This is a genomic window from Streptomyces sp. 1114.5 (genome assembly GCF_003635085.1).
Classification (GTDB): domain Bacteria; phylum Actinomycetota; class Actinomycetes; order Streptomycetales; family Streptomycetaceae; genus Kitasatospora.
In genome coordinates this window covers 314,127-335,032 of record NZ_RBXE01000001.1, presented here as the reverse complement: position 1 = coordinate 335,032, position 20,906 = coordinate 314,127, and the positions used below count along the sequence as shown (strand labels likewise).

At 71.4% G+C, this 20,906-nt stretch carries 17 protein-coding genes and 1 riboswitch; of the genes, 4 read left to right on the top strand and 13 right to left on the bottom strand.

All coding sequences use genetic code 11. The features are described from left to right. Position 1: 1 nt before the first annotated feature. A riboswitch (cobalamin riboswitch) is annotated at positions 2-158 on the bottom strand. 90 nt (positions 159-248) lie between these two features. After that, the gene (gene sodN / locus BX285_RS01380; RefSeq protein WP_045699892.1) at positions 249-644 is read right to left on the bottom strand and encodes a superoxide dismutase, Ni; all 396 of its coding nucleotides are present in this window, start codon (positions 642-644) and stop codon (positions 249-251) included. Positions 645-911: 267 nt separating this feature from the next. Between sodN and sodX the strand changes: the two genes are divergently transcribed. Then, positions 912-1,274: a nickel-type superoxide dismutase maturation protease gene (gene sodX, locus BX285_RS01375; protein WP_097240009.1), complete on the top strand. Its 363-nt coding sequence runs from the start codon at positions 912-914 to the stop codon at positions 1,272-1,274. 3 nt (positions 1,275-1,277) lie between these two features. Here the strand turns inward: sodX and BX285_RS01370 are convergent, their stop codons facing one another. From BX285_RS01370 to BX285_RS01350, 5 genes are all read right to left on the bottom strand, one after another. Continuing rightward, the gene (locus tag BX285_RS01370; protein ID WP_097236280.1) at positions 1,278-1,871 is read right to left on the bottom strand and encodes a CGNR zinc finger domain-containing protein; all 594 of its coding nucleotides are present in this window, start codon (positions 1,869-1,871) and stop codon (positions 1,278-1,280) included. A 112-nt stretch (positions 1,872-1,983) separates the two neighbouring features. Then, entirely contained in the window at positions 1,984-2,787 is an 804-nt protein-coding gene (locus BX285_RS01365; protein WP_306458853.1) for an amino acid ABC transporter ATP-binding protein, read from the bottom strand. Then, complete coding sequence (locus BX285_RS01360; RefSeq protein WP_097236279.1) at positions 2,784-3,758, bottom strand: amino acid ABC transporter permease; 975 nt, start codon at positions 3,756-3,758, stop codon at positions 2,784-2,786. Before BX285_RS01360 ends, BX285_RS01365 begins: the two co-directional genes overlap by 4 nt. A gap of 37 nt (positions 3,759-3,795) precedes the next feature. Next, positions 3,796-4,722, bottom strand: coding sequence for an ABC transporter substrate-binding protein (locus BX285_RS01355; protein ID WP_097236278.1), 927 nt, complete (start codon positions 4,720-4,722; stop codon positions 3,796-3,798). A gap of 320 nt (positions 4,723-5,042) precedes the next feature. After that, the gene (locus BX285_RS01350) at positions 5,043-5,972 is read right to left on the bottom strand and encodes an ABC transporter substrate-binding protein (protein ID WP_097236277.1); all 930 of its coding nucleotides are present in this window, start codon (positions 5,970-5,972) and stop codon (positions 5,043-5,045) included. A gap of 579 nt (positions 5,973-6,551) precedes the next feature. Between BX285_RS01350 and BX285_RS01345 the strand changes: the two genes are divergently transcribed. Beyond that, the gene (locus tag BX285_RS01345) at positions 6,552-7,745 is read left to right on the top strand and encodes an NADP-dependent malic enzyme (RefSeq protein ID WP_097236276.1); all 1,194 of its coding nucleotides are present in this window, start codon (positions 6,552-6,554) and stop codon (positions 7,743-7,745) included. A gap of 106 nt (positions 7,746-7,851) precedes the next feature. Continuing rightward, entirely contained in the window at positions 7,852-8,814 is a 963-nt protein-coding gene (locus BX285_RS01340; protein WP_097236275.1) for a zinc-binding dehydrogenase, read from the top strand. Between the two features lie 76 nt (positions 8,815-8,890). Here the strand turns inward: BX285_RS01340 and BX285_RS01335 are convergent, their stop codons facing one another. Both BX285_RS01335 and BX285_RS01330 read right to left on the bottom strand, forming a co-directional pair. Beyond that, positions 8,891-9,922 carry a PadR family transcriptional regulator gene (locus BX285_RS01335; RefSeq protein WP_121174249.1) on the bottom strand — a complete coding sequence of 344 codons (1,032 nt, stop codon included), beginning with the start codon at positions 9,920-9,922 and terminating at the stop codon, positions 8,891-8,893. 1 nt (position 9,923) lies between these two features. Beyond that, positions 9,924-10,826 (bottom strand): DUF4097 family beta strand repeat-containing protein, encoded by a 903-nt coding sequence (locus BX285_RS01330; protein ID WP_097236273.1) that lies wholly within the window; start codon positions 10,824-10,826, stop codon positions 9,924-9,926. 326 nt (positions 10,827-11,152) lie between these two features. Here BX285_RS01330 and BX285_RS01325 point away from each other — a divergent pair, with 326 nt between their 5' ends. Beyond that, positions 11,153-12,106, top strand: a complete 954-nt coding sequence (locus tag BX285_RS01325) for an IS481 family transposase (RefSeq protein ID WP_121174248.1) — start codon at positions 11,153-11,155, stop codon at positions 12,104-12,106. Between the two features lie 71 nt (positions 12,107-12,177). Here the strand turns inward: BX285_RS01325 and BX285_RS01320 are convergent, their stop codons facing one another. The 5 genes from BX285_RS01320 to BX285_RS01300 all read right to left on the bottom strand — a co-directional run bounded on the left by BX285_RS01320 (position 12,178) and on the right by BX285_RS01300 (position 20,702). Next, entirely contained in the window at positions 12,178-12,357 is a 180-nt protein-coding gene (locus BX285_RS01320; protein ID WP_030057990.1) for a DUF6104 family protein, read from the bottom strand. Between the two features lie 46 nt (positions 12,358-12,403). Beyond that, positions 12,404-14,395, bottom strand: a complete 1,992-nt coding sequence (locus tag BX285_RS01315; RefSeq protein WP_183106973.1) for a serine/threonine-protein kinase — start codon at positions 14,393-14,395, stop codon at positions 12,404-12,406. A gap of 256 nt (positions 14,396-14,651) precedes the next feature. Then, the gene (locus BX285_RS01310) at positions 14,652-18,401 is read right to left on the bottom strand and encodes a multifunctional oxoglutarate decarboxylase/oxoglutarate dehydrogenase thiamine pyrophosphate-binding subunit/dihydrolipoyllysine-residue succinyltransferase subunit (protein WP_121174247.1); all 3,750 of its coding nucleotides are present in this window, start codon (positions 18,399-18,401) and stop codon (positions 14,652-14,654) included. A 233-nt stretch (positions 18,402-18,634) separates the two neighbouring features. Further along, positions 18,635-19,846, bottom strand: a complete 1,212-nt coding sequence (locus BX285_RS01305; protein WP_121174246.1) for a cell wall metabolism sensor histidine kinase WalK — start codon at positions 19,844-19,846, stop codon at positions 18,635-18,637. A 118-nt stretch (positions 19,847-19,964) separates the two neighbouring features. Next, positions 19,965-20,702, bottom strand: coding sequence for a response regulator transcription factor (locus BX285_RS01300; protein ID WP_030057574.1), 738 nt, complete (start codon positions 20,700-20,702; stop codon positions 19,965-19,967). Between the last annotated feature and the right edge of the window lie 204 nt (positions 20,703-20,906).

The following is a 20,906-nucleotide window of genomic DNA, read 5'->3' as shown; positions in this document are numbered from 1 at the left end:
TCGTCGGGATTCAGGCGGCCGAGGGCGATCGGGCTGACGGGACCGTACGGCTGGTACGGGCCCCGCTCACCGTTGCGGGTCAGCGCCGGATTCCCACCGGACTTCCCCCTCGGACGCCCTGGCAGCATAACAGGCACTCAGGCCTGGCAACCCTTACCGTGGTCGGGGCGGACGCGACCGGACGTGAACGCACGACCGCCCCCGTCCGGCGGTGCGGACGGGGGCGGTCGGGTGGCGACGCGTCAGGCTCAGGCCTGCTTGGTCTCCCAGAAGATCTTGTCGACCTCGGCGATCAGGTCCAGCAGGGCCTGGCCGGTGGCCGGGTCGGTGGACGCCTTGGCGGCCGAGGCGGCCTTCAGGGTGTCGTTGATCAGCTGGTGCAGCTGCGGGTACTTCTCGAAGTGCGGGGCCTTGAAGTAGTCGCTCCACAGCACCGAGATGTGGTGCTTGACGGCCTCGGCGCGCTGCTCCTTGATGATGATGGCGCGGGCGCGGAAGTGCGGGTCCTCGTTGGCCTGGTACTTCTCCTGGGTGGCCTTGACCGACTCGGCCTCCAGCTTGGCCTGCGCGGGGTCGTAGACGCCGCAGGGCAGGTCGCAGTGGGCGTGAGCGGTGGCACGCGGTGCAAACAGACGAGAGAACATGGGAGTCCTTCCTTAGATCGTCTTCCCGCGCCCGAGATTACCCTTCCACCCCCACGGTTTCGCGATCGGGCGGTGGGCCTAGGGCGAAAGACGGACCGTGAACCGGCCGAATCCGGACATCGAACAGGTGACGGCCCGTACGGCAGACTGGGTGCGGACCGGTGCGGAGGAGGAGTCGTGGCGCGGAGCACGGAACCCGGGGGCGCGGAACAAGCGGGCCGGGGCGGCACGCTGCCGTTCGGGCTGGTCGACGTGGCGGGCCGGTCGATGGTCCCGACCCTGCGCGAGGGCGACCAGCTGCTGGTCCGCTACGGCGCGCCGATCCGGCGGGGCGCGGTGGTGCTCTTCCGTCACCCCTTCCAGCAGGACCTGCTGGTGGTGAAGCGGGCCGCCGAACGCCGGGCCGGCGGCTGGTGGATGCTCTCCGACAACCGCCCGGTGGACAGCGACAGCCGCAGCTTCGGCGCGGTCCCGGACGAGCTGGTGCTCGGCCGGGTGCTGCTGCGGCTGCGTCCGCGCCCGGCCTGGCTGGCGCCGGGCCGCCGGCTGGAGCGGCTGCTGCTCACCCCCCGGCTGGCCCGGATGCCGGGCCTGGCCCGCCGCCTCGGCGCCTGGGTCGAGGAGGTCTAGCCGCTACGCCCCGGCCCCGCCGCCCAGCGCGGCCTCCGCCTCCTGGCGCTTGCGGGCCCGGTAGGCGGCCACGTTGGCCCGGGTCGCGCAGCGGTCCGAGCAGTAGCGGCGGGAGCGGTTGGTCGAGGTGTCCAGGTAGGCGTTGCGGCAGGGCGCGGCCTGGCAGATGCCGAGCCGGTCGGCGCCCAGCTCGGTCAGGTGGACGGCCAGGCCCATGCAGGCGACGGCGCTGAAGTGCGCGGTGGCGGTGGCCGAGTTGTCGGCCAGGTGCAGGTGCCAGCGCGGCCGCCCGGCGGCGTCCAGGTAGTCGTGCCCGGAGACCAGCGGGCTGACGGGGAACTCCATCAGCAGGCTGTTCAGCAGGTCGACGCCCCGGACCTCGTCCCCCTCGGCGGCGGCCTCGAAGACCCCGCGCAGCCTGGTCCGCACGGCCCGCAGCCGGGGCAGGTCGGACTCGTCGGCGAGCGCGGCGGCCCGCGCGGAGTCGGAGAACAGGGCGCGCACCGCGTCCACGGAGGTCAGCGTGTCGGTGCCGCGCTCGGGCTCCTCGGTGTTGACCAGCCGAACGGCGAGGTCGGCGTACGAGGCGAGCTCCACGGCGGTCCTTCCAGAAGATCGGTAACGGGCTGACTGCTTCCAGCCTATTACCCGGACGGGGCAAACGGCGGCGCCCGGCAGGCAGAACCTGCCGGGCGCCGACGGTACGGGGTCAGAGCACCTTGGAGAGGAAGGCCTTGGTGCGCTCGTGCTGGGGGTCGGTGAGCACCTCGCGGGGGTTGCCCGACTCGACGACCACACCGCCGTCCATGAACACCAGCGCGTCGCCGACCTCGCGGGCGAAGCCCATCTCGTGGGTGACGACCACCATGGTCATGCCCTCCTCGGCGAGGCCGCGCATGACGTCGAGGACGTCGCCGACCAGCTCCGGGTCGAGCGCCGAGGTGGGCTCGTCGAAGAGCATCAGCTTGGGCTTCATGGCCAGGGCGCGGGCGATCGCGACGCGCTGCTGCTGGCCGCCGGAGAGCTGGGAGGGGTAGTTCTTCGCCTTGTCGGCGAGGCCGACCCGCTCCAGCAGGGCCATCGCGCGCTCGCGGGCGTCGGCCTTGCTCTCGCCCTTGACCTGGACCGGCGCCTCGATGACGTTCTCCATGGCCGTCATGTGCGGGAACAGGTTGAAGCGCTGGAACACCATGCCGATGTCGCGCCGCTTCAGGGCGACCTCGCGGTCCTTGAGCTCGTGGAGCTTGTCGCCCTTCTGGCGGTAGCCGACCAGCTCGCCGTCCACCCAGAGGCGGCCGCCGTTGATCTTCTCCAGGTGGTTGATGCACCGCAGGAAGGTCGACTTGCCGGAGCCGGACGGGCCGATCAGGCAGAACACCTCGCCCTGCCTGACCTCCAGGTCGATGCCCTTGAGCACCTCGACCAGGCCGTAGGACTTGTGCACGTTCTCGGCGCGGACCATCGGCTCGGCGGAGGCGGCGGAGCCGGCGGGGTCCTTGGTCAGATCGGTCATACGTGACCACCTCCCTCAAGCCCCGGGACCACGTCGTGCTCGGTCTTCGGGGCGGGCTTCCCGGCGAACAGGCCCCGCAGCCGCTGCAGCGGGGTGGGCGGGAGGGTGCGGTTGGAGCCTCGGGCGTAGTGGCGCTCGATGTAGTACTGGCCGATGGTCAGTACCGAGGTGAAGAACAGGTACCAGAGGCTGACCACGATCAGCAGCGGGATGTTCTGGTAGTTCCGAGAGTAGATGACCTGGCCGGCCCGGAAGATCTCCTCCAGGGAGATGACCGAGACCAGCGAGGTGGTCTTCAGCATCGAGATGGTCTCGTTGCCGGTCGGCGGGATGATCACCCGCATGGCCTGCGGCAGGACGATCCGCCGCATGGTCTGGAACCGGCTCATGCCGAGCGCGTGGGCGGCCTCGGTCTGGCCCTCGTCCACCGACTGGATGCCGCCGCGGACGATCTCCGCCATGTAGGCGGCCTCGTTGAGGCCCAGGCCCAGCAGCGCGGCGACGAAGGTCGGGATCAGGACGTTGGTGGACTCGGACCAGAACTCGGGGCCCCAGGGGACGCCGATCGAGAGCTTGGCCCAGATCAGGCCGAGGAAGTTCCAGAACACCAGCTGCACCAGCACCGGGGTGCCGCGGAAGACCCAGATGTAGACCCAGGCGGTGCCGGAGAGCAGCGGGTTCGGGGAGAGCCGCATCACCGCGAGGATGATGCCGCCGACCACACCCATGAGCATGGAGAGCGCGGTCAGCTCCAGCGTCACGACCATGCCGTGCACGATGCTGTCGTGGAACAGGTACTGCCCGACGATGTCCCACTTGAAAGCGGGGTTGGTGAAGAGGGCGCTCAACAGCATGGCTGCGAGCAGGGCGATGACGACGGCGCCCACCCAGCGTCCGGGGTGGCGGACCGGGACGGCCTTGATGGTCTCAGGCCGTCCCTTCTCCGGCGTCCCCTTGTCCAAAGAGTTCACGGTGTGGCCTCGGGGGAGAGATGAAGCAGACGAGGGGTCAGCTGACGGCGCCGTTGACGGTCGACTTGTCGATGGCTCCGGCCTCGACGCCCCACTTGGTGAGGATCTGCTTGTAGGTGCCGTCGTCGATCAGCGACTGGACGGCGGCCTGGACGGCCGGGGTGAGCTTGGAGCCCTTCGCCAGGGCGATGCCGTAGGGGGCCACGCCGTAGGTGTCGCCGACCTTCTCCAGCTGGCCGCCGGACTGCTTGATCGCGTAGTCGACGACCTGGGAGTCGGCCATCATGGCCTGGTCGCGGCCGGAGACGACGGCGTTGGTGACGTCGGTCTGCAGGTCGAACTTGTCGCCGTCGTTCTGGACGCCCGGCTTGCCGGCCTTGGTGCAGTCCGGGTTGCGGGTGTCCTTGATCTCGTCGGCCTGGGTGGTGCCGGTCTGGACGGCGACCTTCTTGCCGCAGAGGTCCTTCGGGTCGATCTTCTCCGGGTTGCCCTTCTTCACGGCGATGGCGCTGCCGGAGTTGAAGTAGGTCACCATGTCGACGATCTGCTCGCGCTCCTTGTTGTCCGTGAAGGACGACATGCCGAGCTGGAACTTGTTCGACTGGATGCCCGGGATGATCGCGGTGAAGCCGGAGTCCTGGACCTCGGCGGTGAGGCCGAGCTTCTTGGCGATGGCGGCGGCCAGGTCGACGTCCATGCCGATGATCTTGCCGCTGTCGTCCTTGAACTCGTCCGGCGCGTACGAGGCGTCCGCGCCGACCACGAGCTTGCCGGCCGACTTGATGTCGTCCGGGACGAGTGCGGTCAGCTTGGGGTCGGCCTTGACCTCGTTGACGGTCGCGGAGGCGTTCGGGGCGCCGCCACCCTCGCTCTTGCTGCTGCTGCAACCGGTCAGTACGAGGGACACGGAGGCGGCGACCACACCGGCCGCGAAGAGCCGGTTGCGCTTGGTACGGGCGGTCATGAGGGGGATCTCCTCCTGGGAGAGAAAGGCCGGGCTCTGCAGTGCCTGGACGCCGGGAACGCCCAGGGTCTTACGAGTACCGCGTTCGCCACCCTCCGCCGAGGTGGACGTGGTCGAACCGCCTCGACCAGTGGCCGGCTCGATCCGAGATGGGGGGAATCCTGCCATCTGAGGACGGTCAGGTGACCCTCATCCAGATCAAAATCGGATAACAAGGGGTCACACTGTCCGCTATTCGGACTGATTCCGGCTCCCTGTCACCCTCCGCATAAGTATCCAGATCCCTCTGTGCTCCGCCCGGAGGCCCGCCGCCCGCCCGCTCAGATGCCCCCGTTGACCACCGCGTTCTGCGCCGCACCGGCGCTCACGTTCCACTTGGCGAGGACCTTGTCGTACTCGCCGCTGCGGATCAGCTGGTCGACCGCCTTGGCCAGGGCGTCCCGCAGCTCGGTGTCGCTCTTGCGCACCGCGATCCCGTACGGGTTGGAGGTGGACTGCCCGCCGGTCACCTCGAAGCGGGTGCCGCCGTCGGTGCTCTTCGCCGCGAAGGCGGCCACCGGGAAGTCGTTCAGGCCGGCCGCGGCGACGCCGGAGGCGACCTCGGCCAGCGCCTTGGCGTCGCTGTCCAGCTTGTGCGTGGTCAACTGGCGGCCGGTGCGGGCGCAGACCGCCACCTGGCGGGTGGCGATCTCGTCCTGGTTGGTGCCCTGCTGGAACGCGATGGTCTTGCCGCACAGGTCGTCCAGGGTCTTGATCCCCTTGGGGTTGCCCTTCGGGACGACGATCGAGGTGCCGGCGATGAAGTAGTCCACGAAGTCCACGCCGGGGACGGCCGGGTTGCCGTCCGCCGCCGGGGTGCCCTCGCGGCGCTGGCGGATGTCGCTGATCGCCGACATGGCCACGTCGTACTGCTTGCCCTGCAGGTTCGGTATCAGCTTGTCGAACGGCGTGTCGACGAACTCCACCCGCACGTCGAGGATCTTGCCCAGGGCGGTGGCGAGGTCCGGGTCGAGGCCGGTCGGCTTGCCGTCCGGGCCGCGGAACTCCACCGGGGCGTAGTTGACGTCCATCCCGATCCGCAGCACCCCGGCCGTGCGCTGGGCCTTCGGCAGCTTGTCGCGGACGTCCTTGACCGGGTCGGTCGGGGCGGCCTGCCCGCCACCGCTGCAGCCGGTCAGCAGCAGGGCTCCGGCGGTGGCCAGGACGGCTCCGGCCAGGGCCGGACGGCGGGCGGGGAGGGGGTGAGGCATGAGGGCTGCTCCTGTTGGGGAGGGACGTGCGGTCGCCACGTGTCGTGCGGGTGTACGCCACATGGCGGACAAGCGATCCTGCCATCCCGCCCTGCCGGGCCCGGCGGCGGGTGTGTCAGAATTCGGTACCGGGTGACCCCCGAACGCTCGAACCAGACCGACGAGCCCCGACAGGCTCGGGTTCTCGGGAACGGAAGTCCTCACGCGGCTCCGTATCCGGAGTGCCGAATCCCCTTCGGGTCTGCGTTCACACCTGCGGGTGCGCGTGCGCTCAAGCCGTTGCCGCCGCCGGAGCCCGGCGCTTCCGACGCCGGGCCCCTGTGACGCGACAGCACGGCGATGAACCGCACGTGACGAGGACGAAAAGGCATAGGTGCGATGCCTTTGTCCGACCTAGGCTCGGCCCGGTAGCACAACGCGGACAACAGAAGACCCCATAAAACCCTCATCCGAGGGCGCCACCCGACGGGCGCCCCGACCCCGACCCCGGGTCCGCTTCGGCGTACCCGGTTTCCGGCTTCCGGACGGGTCGTACCTGTCGGCCGCGCACCTCGCCAGAACAATGACGAAGAGGTCATCGTGGCAGCGGAGATCATCAGCAGCACCCAGGACACCGACGATCCGGTCGACGCGGTTTTCGCGCTCCACCGCGGCGGCAAGATGGAGATCCGGGCGACCGTCCCGGTGCGCGACGCGGACGACCTGTCCCTCGCCTACACCCCCGGTGTCGCCCGCGTCTGCACGGCCATCGCCGAGCAGCCGGAGCTGGTCAACGACTACACCTGGAAGGCCAACACCGTCGCCGTGGTCACCGACGGCACCGCGGTGCTGGGCCTCGGCGACATCGGCCCGCAGGCCTCGCTGCCCGTGATGGAGGGCAAGGCCATCCTGTTCAAGCAGTTCGGCGGCGTGGACGCGGTGCCGATCGCGCTCGACTGCACCGAGGTCGACGAGATCGTCGAGACCGTCGTCCGGCTGGCGCCCTCCTTCGGCGGCGTCAACCTGGAGGACATCTCCGCCCCGCGCTGCTTCGAGATCGAGCGCCGGCTCCAGGACGCCCTCGACATCCCGGTCTTCCACGACGACCAGCACGGCACCGCGATCGTCACCACCGCCGCCCTGTGGAACGCGGCGAAGGTGACCGGCCGCGAGATCGGCTCGCTGCGCGCCGTCATCTCCGGCGCCGGCGCGGCCGGCATCGCCATCGCCAAGATGCTGGTCGCGGCCGGCATCGGCGACGTGGCGGTCTGCGACCGCAAGGGCGTGGTGTACGAGGGCCGCGGCGACCTCACCGACGTCAAGGCCGAGATCGCCGCGCTGACCAACCGCACCGGCGTCAAGGGCTCGCTGGCCGACGCGCTGGCCGGCGCCGACGTGTTCATCGGCGTCTCCGGCGGCACCGTGCCGGAGGAGGTCGTCGCGACCATGGCCGACGGCGCCTTCATCTTCGCGATGGCCAACCCCACCCCGGAGATCCACCCCGAGGTCGCGCACAAGTACGCGGCGGTCGTGGCCACCGGGCGCAGCGACTTCCCGAACCAGATCAACAACGTGCTGGCCTTCCCGGGCATCTTCGCCGGCGCCCTGCAGGTCCGGGCCTCCCGGATCACCGAGGGCATGAAGCTGGCCGCCGCCAAGGCGCTGGCCGGCGTGGTGGCCGACGAGCTGACGCCGCAGAAGGTCATCCCCTCGCCGTTCGACGAGCGGGTCGCCCCGGCGGTCACCAAGGCCGTCGCCGAGGCCGCCCGCGCGGAGGGCGTGGCCCGGATCTGACGATCTGCCGAGATCTGCCCCGGACGGGGCCACGGTCCGAGGCCGGGACACGCGTCACACTCACGCGTGGTTCCCGGCCTCGGCCGTCCCGGCTATCGTCCGGGGCATGTTTGCTGCCTACGCCGCACGTATCGACGCCGACGACCCGCTCGCCGCGCTGGAGTTGGGCGAGCTCCCCGAGCCGCAGGTCCGGCCCGGGTGGAGCCTGGTCACGGTCAGGGCCGCCAGCCTGAACCACCACGACCTGTGGTCGCTGCGCGGGGTCGGCCTGCCCGCCGAGAAGCTGCCGATGATCCTCGGCTGCGACGCCGCCGGTGTCGACGAGGACGGCAACGAGGTGGTCATCCACTCGGTGATCGGCCAGAGCGGCCACGGGGTGGGCCCGAACGAGCCGCGCTCCATCCTGACCGAGCGCTACCAGGGCACCTTCGCCCAGCAGGTGGCCGTCCCCACCTGGAACCTGCTGCCCAAGCCCGCCGAGCTGAGTTTCGAACAGGCGGCCTGCCTGCCCACCGCCTGGCTGACGGCCTACCGGATGCTGTTCACCAACGCCGGGGTCAAGCCCGGTGACACCGTCCTGGTGCAGGGTGCGGGCGGCGGCGTGGCGACCGCGCTGATCGTCCTCGGCAAGGCGGCCGGCCTGCGGGTCTGGGTCACCGGACGGGACGAGGCCAAGCGCCGCCGGGCGGTGGAGCTCGGCGCCGACGCGGCCTTCGAGAGCGGCGCCCGGCTGCCCGCGCGGGTGGACGCGGTGATGGAGACGGTCGGCGCGGCGACCTGGTCGCACTCGGTGAAGTCGCTGCGCCCGGGCGGCACCATCGTCATCTCGGGTGCCACCTCCGGGCCCAACCCGAGCGCCACCGAGCTGAACCGGATCTTCTTCCTGGAGCTCAAGGTGGTCGGCTCGACCATGGGCACCAAGGAGGAGCTGGCCGGGCTGCTCGCGTTCTGCGCCAACACCGGCGTCCGCCCGGTGATCGATTCGGTGCTGCCGCTGAGCGAGGCCAGGGACGGCTTCGCCCGGCTCGCCAAGGGCGAGGTCTTCGGCAAGATCGTGCTCAACCCCTGACGCGAGGGGGCCCGGTGCTCCGCGCGGGAGCACCGGGCCGGGTCCTCCAGCCGGCGGCTGAGCAGTCGAGCAGCCGTCAGCCGAGCAGCCGCTTCAGGCGTTCGCCCGCGGCGCCCAGCACCGAGCGCGCCTCGGCGAGCTTGTCCGGGCTCACCCCGCCGTCCCGGGCCGCGTCGCGGACCTGGTCGCGGAAGCGGTCGAGCAGCCGCTCCAGCTCGCGGGACGGGTCCTCGGCCGGGTCGGTGCGCGCCCAGGAGGGCAGGTCGGCCGGGGCGGCGGGCGCGTCCTCGTCCAGGTCGATCCGGGTCACGGTGATCCGCTCGCCGGCGTCGGCGGGCTGGTCCGCCGGCTGGCCCCAGCGGGCCGCGTCGGCGAGGCCGGACAGGCCCTTGGTGAGCTCGGCCAGGCCCTCGGCCAGACCGGTCGGCCAGTCGCCCTTGGCGGCGTGCTCGCGCACCTGCTGCTCGACCCGGCGCTTGATCCGCAGCGCCTCCTGCTGGGCGGCCGTGCGCGAGGCCTTGGCCTGCTCGCGCAGCCGGCGGGCCTCCTCCTCGGCGGCCTTCGCCTTGGCCTTGGCGGCCTTCTCCTGCTCCCGGGCGCGCTTGGCCTGCTCCTTGGCCTGCTGCTTGAACTGGGCGAACTCCTCCTTGGCGCGCTGCCAGGCCTCGTTGTCGCCCCAGGGGCCGGCCCACGGGTCCCCGTCCGGGGCACGGTCCGGGCGGGGAGCCTGCTTCGCGGCCTTCCACAGCTCCTCGCGCAGGTCCTTGGCGCTGTCCCGGACGTCCTCGCGGATCGCCCCGGCGAGCTGCGCCACGGAGTCCCGGATCTCCACCTCCAGCTCGTCCAACTCGCCATGCCGGGCTTCGAGTTCGGCCCGTCCGGCGTCGGTCAGCCGGTAGACCTTGCGGCCGCCCTCGGTGCTGTGGGCGACCAGGCCCTCCTGCTCCAGCTTGGCCAGCCGCGGGTAGACCGTGCCGGCGGAGGGGGCGTACAGGCCCTGGAAGCGCTCCTCCAGCAGGCGGATCACCTCGTAGCCGTGCCGCGGGGCCTCGTCCAGCAGCTTCAGCAGGTAGAGCCGGAGCCGGCCGTGGCCGAACACGGGGGTCATCTCAGGCCTCCTTGGTGAGGTCGGGCTTGCCGGGGGCGGCCGGGAGCTCCTTGGCCGGGCCGTCCTCCTCGGGCTCGGGGCGGCTCAGGACGGTGACCGCGCCGGAGACGGTGGTCACGTTGAGGCTGCCGCGGCCCTCGCCGAGCTGGCCGGACAGCTTCTTGGCCCCCCAGGTGCCGCTCAGCTTCAGCTGCTCGAAGCTGCTGGAGATGTCGCCGCTGGTGGAGCCGGCCTCGACCTTGGCGTCGGTGCGGGACGGGATCCGGATCGCGACCGGGCCGCTGACGGTGGTGACCTTGACGTCGGTCTCGCCGTCGACGTCCAGGTCCAGGGTGACGGCGCCGGTGACGGCGTTGGCCTGGACCCGCTCGGCGGTGCCGGCGAGGACGGTGAGTCGGCCGGAGACGGTGTTCACCCGCAGCCGGCCGCCGACCGCCTCGGCGTCCACGTCGCCGGTGACGGTGTTGGCGTCGGTGCGGCCGCTGAGCGCGACCAGGGTGGTGTCGCCGTTGGCGCTCTGCACCGAGACGTTCCCGGCGACGCCGGAGACGGTGGCCTGGGCCGAGACGGTGCCGACCTTGACCTCGGCGGCGGCCGGGACGGTCAGGGTCACACCGGCGACCCGCTTGCGCTTGAGGGTGCCGAAGAAGCTCTTGACCGAGCCGACCGACTTGAGCCAGTCGCCGAACTCGCCCCAGCTGTTGATGTCCTTGTAGGTGACCGTCAGGACGCCGTCCACCAGCGTCACGTGCAGCGGCTCGCCCTGGAGCTCGGTGATCTCCAGGCGGGCCGGGCCCTCCGCCGCGACGACGTTCACGGTGCCGTCGATGATCCGCACGTGCAGCGCGCGGACCTCCTCGTCGATGGTGATCCGCTCGGGGCCGTCGACCGTCCACTGGCTCATCTCTGCCGCCTCCCGTTGTCGATCGCGATGTATCGCGTTCCCTTCCAAAGACGATATATCGCGTGCCGGGAGAGTCAAGCGTCCCGGACCCGGAACCGGACCCCGACCCGACCCCGACCCGACCCCGGCCCGTCCCCGACCCGACCCCGACCCGCCCCTCGCGGATTCCCCTAGGGCCTGTCCGGCAAGATCCGCCGGACAGGCCCTAGGTGTATTGACCACGGAGGTTGGTGACGGGGCTCACGGCGTGGTGATCTTGAAATGAGTGAGGGCCTTCTGGCTCGGTGTGGATTGCGACATCTGCACCGGCTCCCAGAAAGGCCCTCATGCCACACCGTAACGCACCGCTGACCGAGACCGGACGCCTGCGCCTGGCCCGCTGCGTCGTCGAGGACGGCTGGCCACTGCGGCGGGCGGCCGAGCGCTTCCAGGTCTCGCCGACCACCGCGAAGCGCTGGGCCGACCGCTACCGAGCGCTCGGGCAGGCGGGCATGACCGACCGCTCCAGCCGCCCGCACCGCAGCCCCCGCCGGTTGCCGTCCCGCACCGAGCGGCGGATCGTCAAGGTCCGCGTCCTGCGCCGCTGGGGACCGGCCCGCATCGCCTACCTGCTGCGGCTCAACCCGGCCACCGTGCACCGGGTCCTGACTCGCTACCGGCTCGCCCGACTCGCGCACCTCGACCGCGCCACCGCTCGCCCGGTGCGGCGCTACGAACGCGCCGCACCGGGCGAGCTGGTCCACGTCGACATCAAGAAGCTCGGCAACATCCCAGACGGCGGCGGCCACAGGTCCCTGGGCCGCCAGGCCGGCCGCAGGACTCGCTCCGGGGCCGGTTACAGCTACCTGCACAACGCCGTCGACGACCACTCCCGCCTGGCCTACAGCGAGATCCTGCCCGACGAACGCAAGGAGACCGCCGCCGCATTCTGGGCCCGGGCGAACGCCTTCTTCGCCCGGGCCGGGATCACCGTCCAGCGGGTGATGACCGACAACGGCGCCTGCTACAAGTCACACGCCTGGCGCGATGCCCTCGCCGCCGAGGGCATCACCCACAAGCGAACCCGGCCCTACCGGCCGCAGACCAACGGCAAGGTCGAACGCTTCAACCGCACCCTGCTCGACGAATGGGCCTACGCCAGGCCCTACCGCACCGAACAGGAACGCCGCGACGCCTACCTGGCCTGGCTCCACACCTACAATCACCACCGCGGACACACCGCACTCGCAGGCAAGCCACCCGCCAGCCGCATCCCCAACCTCACGGGACAGAACACCTAGGGAGCGGTGCGGACATGCGAGGGGCCCGGGAGGCGGTTGCCTCCCGGGCCCCTCGTCGGACCGTCACCGGGTCACTCGTCGTCCTCGTCGTCGAGCCGGGCCAGCCAGGTGGCCAGCCGCTCGACCGGGATCTCGAAGTCCGGGTTGAGGTCGACGAACTCGCGCAGGCGCTCGGCCAGCCACTCGAAGGTGACCTCCTCGTCGCCGCGCCGGTTCTCCAGCTCCTCGATGCCTCGGTCGGTGAAGTACACGGTTCGCTCCGGTCGGATGGGAATTGACCTGGTCAGGATAGACCGGTCAGCTGGCCCGCCAGGTGCTGACGGTGACCTTGGCGGCCCCGGTGGTCGGGTCGGCCTGCTCGATCACCGCGACGGCGATGTTGCGGGTGACCCGGTCGCGGATGCAGAGCAGCCGGCCGGGGGCGACCCGGTTGTACGAGAGGTCGGTGTCCGGCCGGGAGTCGATCGCGGCGGCGCACTGCTCGGCGGTGACGGTCGGCTCGGTGATCACCGCGAAGTCCGACTTGTCGTCGCCGTAGCTGTCGAAGGCGTTGGCCTTGCTGCCGCTGCCGTTGTTGGACACCCCGAGGCCCCACTTGAGCTCGCCGGAGTGCGGGACCACGGTGCCCGCGTTCAGGTCGATCCGGTAGGTGTCGCTGGTGTACTCGGCGCCCGGGATCGAGAGCGACTTCTTGTCCAGGATCGGGGTGTAGCCGGTCGGCCGGGCGGGGGCCGAGACGGCGCTCTGGCCGGACTTGGAGGGTGCGGCCGTCACCGAGTCGCCGGAGGAGCCGGTCGGGCCGGAGCCGGCGGAGGCCGTCTTCTGCGAGGTCGGGGTCGGGCTCGGGCTCTGGGCCGTGGTGACGGGGCCGGCCGCCTTGGAGTCCTTCGTCTTGCCGTCGTCGAGCTTCTTCATCAGCGCCACGCCGCCCGCGGTGCCGCCGACGGCCATCACCAGGGCGACGGTGAGCAGCACCTTCCAGGACACCCCGCCCTTGCGCTTGGGCTCCGGCTGGGGCTCCGGGGTGGCGGGCACCACCGGGCCGGGCGGCGGGGTGTCGAAGGACGGCGGCTCCGGCTGGAGCATGACGGTGGGCGGCGAGGGCAGCACCGGGGCGGTCGGCGACTCGGTGGGCGGCTGCGGGGCGCCGTACGCGCCGAGCGGCGGCGGGGCGAAGCCGGGCGGGGGCGTGGCGGGCTGCTGCGGGTGCGCGACGGTGGCCGGGTGGGTCGGCGCGGCGACCGGGTGGGTGGGCGCGCCGGCCGGCGGCGGGGGAGTGGCCGGGGCGGCCGGGAACGCCGGGGCCTGGGTCGGCGGGGTGGCGGGGGCGGCCGGCAGCGGGGTGGGGGGCGTCTTGGGCAGGTCGGAGCGCCGGGTGATCTCGGTGTTGATCTCGCGCGGCAGCCAGTCGTCGCCGAACCGCAGCTGGCCGCCGACCTCCGGGTGGTTGCGGGCGACCTGGATGATCTCGGCGGGCGTCGGGCGGTCCTCCGGGCTCTTCGCCAGGCAGCGCTGGACCAGCTCGCGCAGGTCCGCGGGCAGGCCGGACAGGTCCGGCTCCTCGTGCACCACCCGGTAGAGCACCGCGGTGTCCGGGCCGTCGCCGAACGGCGGGGTGCCGCCGGCCACGTACGCGGCCAGGGCGCCGAGCGCGAAGACGTCGGTGGCCGGGGTGACCGGGCGGCCCTGGGCCTGCTCGGGGGACATGAAGGCGGGGGAGCCGATCCGGTAGCCGGTGCCGGTCAGGGCGGTGGCGTCGGCGGCCCGGGCGATGCCGAAGTCGATCACCCGCGGGCCGTCCCCGGCGACCAGCACGTTGGCGGGCTTGAGGTCGCGGTGGACCACCTCGACGCTGTGGATCGCCTGCAGCGCCTCGGCGATGCCGCCCATCAGCAGCAGTACGGTGCGCACCGGCAGCGCGCCGTTCTCGCGCACCACCTGCTGCAGGGACGGGCCCGGGACGTACGCGGTGACCAGCCAGGGGGCGTCGCCGTCCAGGCCGCCGGAGTCGATCACCTGCGCGGTGTAGAGCCCGTGGATGCGCTGGGCGTTGCTGACCTCCTGGGCGAAGCGGCGGCGGAACTCGCCGTCCTCGGCGAACTCCGGGCGCACCACCTTCAGCGCGACCGGGCGCCCGCCCGGGGTGTACGACAGGTAGACCCGGCCCATGCCGCCGGCGCCTAGCCGGGCGAACAGCCGGTAGCCGCCGACCTCCCGGGGGTCGTCCGGGAGCAGCGGCTGGAAGACCGGCGGGAGCTGGCCGGCGTCGCGAGGCGTGTCGGCGGTCATGTGGTGATCCCCCTGGGAGTGCGGTGAGGCGTACGGCCGAGGCGGCGGGCGCGGTGACGGGCGCCGGCGTCCGACTGGCGAGCCATAACCTATCGATCCGTCAGGAGCTCGTGCACCGCGGCCCCGGATTGGTTGCAGAGCTGCGACCTTGACATGGCTCGGCGGTGAAACGGTTCTCCGGGAAACGACGCGGCCCCCGCCCTCCCGGATGGGAGGACGGGGGCCGATGAGCCTCACACGCTCAGGCCGTCGCGCGTCAGAGCGAGTAGACCTCTTCGATCAGCGCCTGCTGCTCGGCGGCGTGCCGCTTGGCCGAGCCGACCGCCGGGGACGAGGCCGTCGTGCGGGCGACGCGACGCAGGCGGGAGTCGCCGGCGGCGCTGCGGCCGATGACGACCTGCAGGTGGTCGACCAGGTTCATCGCGATGAACGGCCAGGCACCCTGGTTGTCCGGCTCCTCCTGCGCCCAGATGAACTGGACGTTGTCGCCGTAGCGGGCCAGCTCCTCCTGGAGCTCGGCCACCGGCAGCGGGTAGAGCCGCTCGACCCGGACGATCGCGGTGTCGGTGACGCCGCGCTCGGTGCGGGCGGCCTCCAGGTCGTAGTAGAACTTGCCGGCGGTGATGACCACCTTGCGGACCTGCGCCGGGTCGACGGTGGTGTCGCCGATGACCGGGCGGAACGAGCCGGACAGGAACTCCTCGGTCGCACTCGCCGCGGCCTTCAGACGCAGCATCGACTTCGGGGTGAAGACGACCAGCGGCTTGTGGTGCGGGTTGTGCGCCTGCCAGCGCAGCAGGTGGAAGTAGTTCGACGGCAGGGTCGGCATCGCGACCGTCATGTTGTTCTGCGCGCACAGCTGGAGGAAGCGCTCCGGGCGGGCGGACGAGTGGTCCGGGCCCTGGCCCTCGTAGCCGTGCGGCAGCAGCAGGGTGACGCCGGAGTGCTGGCCCCACTTCTGCTCGGCGGAGGCGATGTACTCGTCCACCATGGTCTGCGCGCCGTTGACGAAGTCGCCGAACTGCGCCTCCCACATGACCAGCGCGTTCGGGCGGGTCAGCGAGTAGCCGTACTCGAAGCCCATGGCCGCGTACTCCGACAGCAGGCTGTCGTAGACGGTGTAGCGGGCCTGGTCCTCGGTGAGGTACTGCAGCGGGGTGTAGTCCTCGCCGGTCTTGCGGTCGATCAGGACGGCGTGCCGCTGGCCGAAGGTGCCGCGGCGGCTGTCCTGGCCGGCCAGGCGGACCGGGTGGCCCTCCATCAGCAGCGAGCCGATGGCGAGGGTCTCGCCCATCGCCCAGTCGATGGTGTTGTCCTCGACCGAGGCGGCGCGGCGCTGCAGCTGCGGCAGCAGGCGCGGGTGGACGGTCAGCCAGTCCGGGTGGTTGACCTGGGAGGCGGCGATCCGCTTGACCATCTCCTGGGAGATGCCGGTCTGGATGGAGACCGGGAAGTCGGCGACCGGCTTGCCGTTGGTGCCGACGGCCGGCGCCTGGGCCGCGTCGCGGACCTCGGCGAAGACCTTCTCCAGCTGGCCCTGGAAGTCCTGGAGCGCCTGCTCCGCCTCTTCCATGGTGATGTCGCCGCGACCGATCAGGCCCTCGGTGTACAGCTTGCGCACCGAGCGCTTCTTGTCGATCAGGTCGTACATCAGCGGCTGGGTGAACGACGGGTTGTCGGCCTCGTTGTGACCGCGGCGGCGGTAGCAGATGAGGTCGATCACCACGTCCTTGTGGAACTCCTGGCGGAACTCGAAGGCGAGCCGCGCGACGCGGACCACGGCCTCCGGGTCGTCGCCGTTCACGTGGAAGATCGGGGCCTCGATCATGCGGGCCACGTCGGTGCAGTACATCGAGGAGCGCGAGGAGGCCGGGGCGGCGGTGAAGCCGACCTGGTTGTTCACCACGACGTGCACGGTGCCGCCGGTGCGGTAGCCGCGCAGCTGCGACATGTTCAGGGTCTCCGCGACGACGCCCTGGCCGGCGAAGGCCGCGTCGCCGTGGATCTGGATCGGCAGCACCGGGAAGGTGGTGCCGCCCTGGTCCAGGATGTCCTGCTTGGCGCGGGCGATGCCCTCGACGACCGGGTCCACGGCCTCCAGGTGGGAGGGGTTCGCGGCGAGCGAGACCTTGATGGTCTCGCCGTCCAGGCCGGTGAAGGTGCCCTCGGCGCCCAGGTGGTACTTGACGTCGCCGGAGCCGTGCATCGACTTCGGGTCGAGGTTGCCCTCGAACTCGCCGAAGATCTTGCCGTACGGCTTGCCGACGATGTTGGCCAGCACGTTCAGGCGGCCGCGGTGGGCCATGCCGATGACGGCCTCGTCGAGGCGGTGCTCGGCGGCGGCGTCGATGGTCGCGTCCAGCAGCGCGATCAGCGACTCACCGCCCTCCAGCGAGAAGCGCTTCTGGCCGACGTACTTGGTCTGCAGGAAGGTCTCGAAGGCCTCGGCGGAGTTCAGGCGGCGGAGGATCCGCAGCTGCTCCTCGCGCTCGGGCTTCGCGTACGGCTTCTCCAGGCGCTCCTGCAGCCACTTGCGCTGCTTCGGGTCCTGGATGTGCATGTACTCGATGCCGACGGTGCGGCAGTACGTGTTGCGCAGCAGGCCGAGGATGTCGCGGAGCTTCATCATCTTCTGGCCGCCGAAGCCGCCGACCGCGAACTCGCGCTCCAGGTCCCACAGGGTGAGGCCGTGCTGGACGACGTCCAGGTCGGGGTGCTTGCGCTGCTTGTACTCCAGCGGGTCGGTGTCGGCCATCAGGTGGCCGCGGACCCGGTAGGAGTGGATGAGCTCCATGACGCGCGCGGTCTTGTTGACCTCGTCGTCGTGGGTGGTGGCGACGTCGGTGGCCCAGCGGACCGGCTCGTACGGGATCCGCAGCGACTCGAAGATCTCGTCGTAGAAGCCGTTCTCGCCGAGCAGCAGGCGGTGGATCTCGCGCAGGAACTCGCCGGACGCCGCGCCCTGGATGACGCGGTGGTCGTAGGTCGAGGTCAGCGTCATGATCTTGGAGACGCCGAGGCGGGCCAGGGTCTCCGGGGCGGAGCCCTGGAACTCGGCCGGGTACTCCATGGCGCCGACGCCGACGATGGTGCCCTGGTTCTGCATCAGGCGCGGCACGGAGTGCACGGTGCCGATGCCGCCGGGGTTGGTCAGCGAGACCGTGACGCCGGTGAAGTCGTCCATGGTCAGCTTGTTGGCGCGGGCCCGGCGGACGATGTCCTCGTAGGCCTGCCAGAAGCCGAAGAAGTCGAGCGTCTCGGCCTTCTTGATGGCCGCGACGACCAGCTGGCGGTCGCCGTTCGGCTTGACCAGGTCGATGGCCAGGCCGAGGTTGACGTGCTCGGGCTTGACCAGGAAGGCCTTGCCGTCCTCCACCTTGTAGCTGTGGTTCATGCCCGGGGAGGCCTTGATGGCCTGGACCAGGGCGTAACCGATGAGGTGGGTGAAGGAGACCTTGCCGCCGCGGGCGCGCTGCAGGTGGTTGTTGATGACGATGCGGTTGTCGATCAACAGCTTCGCCGGGACGGCGCGGACCGAGGTTGCGGTCGGCACCTCCAGCGAGGCGTCCATGTTGGTGGCGACGGCCTTCGCCGGGCCGCGCAGCTGGACCAGCTCGGGGCCGGCAGCGGCGGCGGGCGCGGCCGGGGCCGCGGCGGCGGCCTTCGGGGCCGGGGGTGCGGCGGGCGCGGCGGCGAGCGGAGCGGCAGCCGGAGCCGGAGCGGCCGGGGCGGCCGGTGCGGCGGGGGCGGGCGCGGCCGGAGCAGCAGCGGCGGGCGCGGGGGCAGCGGCAGGGGTCGGCGTGGGGCCGGCCTGGGTCGCGGCCTGGGTCACTGGGGTCACCTCGGTACCGGGCTTGTAGTCGGCGAAAAAGTCCCACCAGGCTCGGTCGACCGAGTTCGGGTCCTGGAGGTACTGCTGGTAGATCTCGTCGACGAGCCACTCATTGGGGCCGAAGCCAGTGGAGCTTGCCGAGCTGTTGGGGGTTTCAGGGGACTGTGGCGACACGGCGGCAACCGCCCTCTTCCGCTTCCTTTTGGGATGTTTGGACAGCGGGGATTAAGGCTACGCCCCTGACCAGTGATCGCGCAGTCCCCGGGGGCCAGGCGTCGTCCAGATCACAGTCCTGACCTGCAGTTTGGCCGAAAAACTGCGTTAGAAAGCCGTATCTGAGGGGAAGCGATCGGGCTCGAACAGGCCTGATATCCGGAGGAAACCGGACAAACCCCTACGGAAATCCTCTAACGATCTTCGTATGCGTCTGTGTCGGATCTGTGACAAATGCCCCGGCTCTCGTCCCGGCTCCCGTCCTGGCCCTCGTCCTGCCGCTGCCCGGGCAGGCGGACCACGATCCGGCAGCCGCGCGGGGACTCGGCCACCGCGATCCGACCGCCGTGCAGGTCCACCGCCCAGCGGGCGATGGCCAGGCCCAGGCCGGTGCCGCCGTCCGCGCCCGCCCCGGCGGCGGTCGCGGTGCCGCTGCGGCTGAACCGCTCGAAGACCCGGGTGCGGTCGGCCGGCGGGATGCCGGGGCCCTCGTCCTCGACCTCCAGCAGGAGGGCGCCGTCCTCGCAGTCGGGACGGGCGCGCACCGTCACGGTGCCGCCGGGCGGGGAGTGCTTGCAGGCGTTGTCGACCAGGTTGGCGACCACCTGGTGGAGCCGTTCCGGGTCCGCGACGCCGGTCAGGCCGGCCGGGCTGACCTCCAGGGCCAGCCGGACGTCGCCGCGGCGGGAGAAGGCCCCGCCGGCCGTCGCGCCGTCCACGGTGACCCCGCGCAGCACACCGTCCAGGAACTCGCGCACCTCGAAGGGGCGGGCGTCCAGGTCGACCACGCCGTCGTCGATCTTGGAGAGGTCGAGCAGGTGGGTGACCAGGCGGCCGAGCCGCTCGGTCTGCTCCAGCGCCGCCCCCAGCGTCGCCGGATTGGGCTGGACGACCCCGTCCACCACGTTCTCCAGCACGGCGCGCAGCGCGGCGATCGGCGTGCGCAGCTCGTGCGAGACGTTGGCGACCAGCTCGCGCCGGTGCTGGTCGGCGGCTTCCAGGTCGGCGGCCATGGCGTTGAAGGCAGCCGCCAGCTCGCCGATCTCGTCGCGCGAGTTCACCTCGACCCGGCGGCTGTAGTCGCCGGAGGCCATCGCGCGGGCGGCGGCCGTCATCTCGCGCAGGGGGGCGGTCAGCCCGTGCGCGAGGAACTGCATGAAGAGCAGCGAGGCGATCATGGAGAAGACCATGATGATCCGGATCTGGGTCTCGGACCGGATCGCCACGACCACCATCCCGGTGGCCAGGAACACGGAGACGATCACGAGCAGGGCGAGCTTGCCCTTGATCGAGCGCACCGGGTCGAGCGGCCGGATGTCGGTCCAGACCCGGTGGGCTGCACGGGCGGCCAGCGTCTGCGGCCGTGCGCCCTCGGAGTCCCCGTTGCGTTGCTGTGGAAAGGTCATTGGTCCCCTGTGGTCCCCGCGTGTGTCCCCCCGCGTGGTGGTGCGGCGTCCCTGCGGACACGGGCCCCCCGGTGGCCCGTCGCCCGCGGCTCGCCGCGGGACTCGTCGGTGACGAGTCCTAGGAGAGCGGGGCCTCCAGTGCGTACCCGACACCGTGCACGGTGCGGATCCAGCTGGCGCCGATCTTGCGGCGCAGTGCCTTGACGTGGCTGTCCACGGTGCGGGTGCCGGACGCGTCGGTCCAGTCCCAGACCTCGGCCAGCAGCTGCTCGCGGGTGAGCACGGCGCGCGGCTGGGCGGCCAGGCAGGCGAGCAGGTCGAACTCGGTCGGCGTCAGGTGGACGTCGCCCGAGGCCAGCCGGACCCGGCGCTGCACGTGGTCGATCTCCAGCTCGCCGAAGCGCAGCGAGCCGAGCGCGGGCGTCCGGGCGGCCTGCTGGGCGCGCTCGACGCGGCGCAGCAGCACGTTGACCCGGGCGGCCAGTTCGCGCATCGAGAACGGCTTGGTCATGTAGTCGTCCGCGCCCACGCCGAGGCCGACCAGCAGGTCCGTCTCGTCGTCGCGCGCGGTCAGCATCAGTACCGGCACCGGGCGTTGGGCCTGGATCCGGCGGCACACCTCCAGGCCGTCGAAGCCGGGCAGCATGATGTCGAGGACGACCAGGTCGGGCTGCCAGGTGTGGAAGCCGTCGACCGCGCCCGGCCCGTCGTGGGCCACGGCGACCTTGAAGCCCTCCGCGCCCAGCCGGGCCGCGATCGACTCGGCGATCGTGGGCTCGTCCTCCACCACCAGCACTCTGCGCTGGCTGCTCACTGTGCCGCCGGTGTTGTGGTTGTCCTGCTGAATTTCTGTCACGGTCACGCCACCGCCCCCAGGGCTGCGGGCCGGCCACCTGTGGGGATGGCGGGGCTCCGCTCGTAGTCTTGTTCCGTCGTGGACTGTGCCGGGTCCGCCGTCCCGTCGCGATCGGGAACGAGGACGGATTGTCGCCCGTCCGCGTTTCCGCGCACATCGCAGCGTACGGACAGCGGGTGCTTCCCGGCAGGTGGACCGGACGTT

Coding starts and splice junctions, on each gene's coding strand:
- BX285_RS01335 (WP_121174249.1), bottom strand. CDS start 9,922: ATGACCCCCGTGTTCGGCCACGGCCGGCTCCGGCTCTACCTGCTGAAG.
- BX285_RS01330 (WP_097236273.1), bottom strand. CDS start 10,826: ATGAGCCAGTGGACGGTCGACGGCCCCGAGCGGATCACCATCGACGAG.
- BX285_RS01355 (WP_097236278.1), bottom strand. CDS start 4,722: ATGACCGCCCGTACCAAGCGCAACCGGCTCTTCGCGGCCGGTGTGGTC.
- BX285_RS01340 (WP_097236275.1), top strand. CDS start 7,852: ATGTTTGCTGCCTACGCCGCACGTATCGACGCCGACGACCCGCTCGCC.
- BX285_RS01315 (WP_183106973.1), bottom strand. CDS start 14,395: ATGACCGCCGACACGCCTCGCGACGCCGGCCAGCTCCCGCCGGTCTTC.
- sodN (WP_045699892.1), bottom strand. CDS start 644: ATGTTCTCTCGTCTGTTTGCACCGCGTGCCACCGCTCACGCCCACTGC.
- BX285_RS01365 (WP_306458853.1), bottom strand. CDS start 2,787: ATGACCGATCTGACCAAGGACCCCGCCGGCTCCGCCGCCTCCGCCGAG.
- BX285_RS01350 (WP_097236277.1), bottom strand. CDS start 5,972: ATGCCTCACCCCCTCCCCGCCCGCCGTCCGGCCCTGGCCGGAGCCGTC.
- BX285_RS01305 (WP_121174246.1), bottom strand. CDS start 19,846: ATGACCTTTCCACAGCAACGCAACGGGGACTCCGAGGGCGCACGGCCG.
- sodX (WP_097240009.1), top strand. CDS start 912: ATGGTCCCGACCCTGCGCGAGGGCGACCAGCTGCTGGTCCGCTACGGC.
- BX285_RS01325 (WP_121174248.1), top strand. CDS start 11,153: ATGCCACACCGTAACGCACCGCTGACCGAGACCGGACGCCTGCGCCTG.